This is a genomic window from Poinsettia branch-inducing phytoplasma str. JR1 (assembly GCF_000309465.1).
GTDB classification, from domain to species: Bacteria; Bacillota_I; Bacilli_A; order Acholeplasmatales; family Acholeplasmataceae; genus Phytoplasma; species Phytoplasma pruni.
Genome location: NZ_AKIK01000023.1, coordinates 1 through 2,202 on the forward strand (window position 1 = coordinate 1; position 2,202 = coordinate 2,202).

Sequence of the window (2,202 nt, forward strand, 5' to 3'; positions counted from 1 at the left end):
TATTTTAACATATTATTTTAATATATTCTTATTTTTTATCATTAATTATGTTGGTTTTCTTTAACTTTTTTCATTAGTACTTCCGAAGCCACTTTTTCTCGTTTTTTTGGTTTTAGCATGATCATCATCAGTTACGTAAAAATCTTGAAAAAGACCTTGAGCGATTCTTTCGTGTTTTTCTATTATCACCGTTTGATCGGAAAAATTATATAAAGGGACAAAAATATGTCCTTCGTTTTTTTCATTATTATAATAATCGCTATCAATGACGCCTACGTTATTAGCCAACATTAAACCTTTTTTTAAAGGCAAAGAAGATCTTACATAAATTAATAACACTTTATGATTAGAAAAAGAAGCTTTAACGCCAGTAGGAACTAAAACGACTTGTTGGGAAGGAATTTCCATACTTTCCGCAGCTTCTAAGTCATAACCGGCACTATAATTGGTTTGTCTTTGAGGTAAATTAATTTGTTGATCTTGAAAAGCGCTCACTACTTCAAAAACACATTTTTTCTGATTATTCATTGGATAATTCTCCTTTTTTATGGGGTTTTTTCTTTTTTTTATAATTATTTCGGGGGTGATTAGAAATAAATTTATTTTTTAACACATTATTGGATACAAAAGTATAAGTTTGAGTAGTTTTTAAACTATTATGACCTAATAATTCTTGCACTACTCTTAAATCAGCGCCATTATTGAGTAAAATAGTGGCAAACGCGTGTCTTAACATATGCGGATAAAGCTTGATTTTATTTTCTGTTTTTAATGATAATTCGTTTAAAATCATTCTTACCCCTCTTTCGGTTAAAGGAGTTCCTTTATAATTAACCAATAAAAAAGCATGTTTTAAAGTTTTATTGGTCATCATTTTATTTCTAATATTGGCAATATAATGTTTTAGCATAGATAATAAAGATTCATGAACAGGCAAATAACGGACTTTTCTCCCTTTACCATAAATTAAAAGTTGGGTGTTAGAAAAATAAATATCCTCTATTTTGAGCTTAATTAACTCACTCACTCTTAACCCACAACTATAAAGTAAATCTAGGATTAAATAATTTCTATAATTAAGTTCTTTCGATAAATCAATAGAATCTAATAAAGTTTGAATATCTTCTTCAGAAATTATTTTAGGTAGTTTTTTGGGAATTTTTTTAATAGGTATCGCTTTGAAAATGTTATTGATAAAACCATGTCTTTCTATTAAAAAATTATAAAAAGTCCTTAAAACCGATATTTTCCTCATAATACTGATGTTTTTTAGTTTTTGTGAAGAAAGATAACTCACAAAATAACGAGCGTGTTTTTCCTGGGAAAGACTTGCTCTCTCAAAAGATATCTTTTTAGACGTTAAAAAGGTTTGAAAATCTTTCACATCATGAAGATAATTTTTAATTGTTAAAGGGGAATAATTACGTTCAATGGTTAAAAACGCTTCAAATTTTTTGATTAATTGTAAAATGATAAGAACCTACTATTTTTAAAATTTTTTCACCTTATATATCTGGATAATGTTATGAAGATGATTCCTTCTGATGTTATTTCTTGGTTTGCTTTTTTCTTTTGTTTTTTCGGTTGAATAACTTCTAAATAAAAAACAATAAACAAAAAACCTAATAGCAGAAATGCAATAATAGTACCAGGGTGCATCATACAATTCCATATACTAGCAAAACGTATAACTACTATGACTTTTGATAAAGCGTTGATATAATCAATATTTTCCTCAAAATCAAAGGTTTCTTCGTTATTGGTGCCTCGAGTAGTCAATTTTTTATTTTCTTTGTCGTTGCTAACTACTCGGTGTACGACAAAAGGAATCTTTTTTAACGGTCCTTCTTGAAATTCTTTCTCAACAAAAAAAACTATATCATCGCCTTTTTTGTCTTTATCTGTAGCTTTTAAATTAAAACAATCTTTTTCCGTTAAATTTTGCACAATGATAATATCGTTTTTATTAATTTCAGACCGCATGCTTTCACTATTGATCCAATAATACATATTTAAAAATAAAAATTTAGAAGCTTTTTTGGGATAAAAATAATTTAAAATGTTCAACAAAATTAAGTATAATAATAAACTTATCGTTAAATAATAAAAAACATTCGTTAAAATCATAAAAAGTAATTTGACAAATGAGATATTTTTATTAAAAAGTTTTATAATCATACTTTTTTTACCCTTATAATTTAT

Annotated in this window: 3 protein-coding genes; all 3 read right to left on the reverse strand. The window is 26.5% G+C overall.

Annotated features, from left to right (window positions below):
- Positions 1–60 precede the first annotated feature (60 nt).
- Genes dut through ON17_RS00730 form a run of 3 tightly spaced genes read right to left on the reverse strand, consistent with a single transcriptional unit; the run spans position 61 to position 1,983 of the window.
- Positions 61–528 (reverse strand): dUTP diphosphatase, encoded by a 468-nt coding sequence (gene dut, locus ON17_RS00720; protein ID WP_017191567.1) that lies wholly within the window; start codon positions 526–528, stop codon positions 61–63.
- On the reverse strand, positions 521–1,474 hold the full coding sequence (locus ON17_RS00725) for a tyrosine-type recombinase/integrase (RefSeq protein WP_173363074.1): 954 nt from the start codon (positions 1,472–1,474) through the stop codon (positions 521–523). The genes dut and ON17_RS00725 overlap by 8 nt, the downstream gene beginning before the upstream one ends.
- A gap of 26 nt (positions 1,475–1,500) precedes the next feature.
- Complete coding sequence (locus tag ON17_RS00730; RefSeq protein WP_187322842.1) at positions 1,501–1,983, reverse strand: S26 family signal peptidase; 483 nt, start codon at positions 1,981–1,983, stop codon at positions 1,501–1,503.
- Positions 1,984–2,202 lie beyond the last annotated feature (219 nt).

Excerpts from the sequence above, each read along its gene's own strand:
- ON17_RS00730 (WP_187322842.1), bottom strand. The coding sequence starts at position 1,983 with ATGCGGTCTGAAATTAATAAAAACGATATTATCATTGTGCAAAATTTA.
- dut (WP_017191567.1), bottom strand. The coding sequence starts at position 528 with ATGAATAATCAGAAAAAATGTGTTTTTGAAGTAGTGAGCGCTTTTCAA.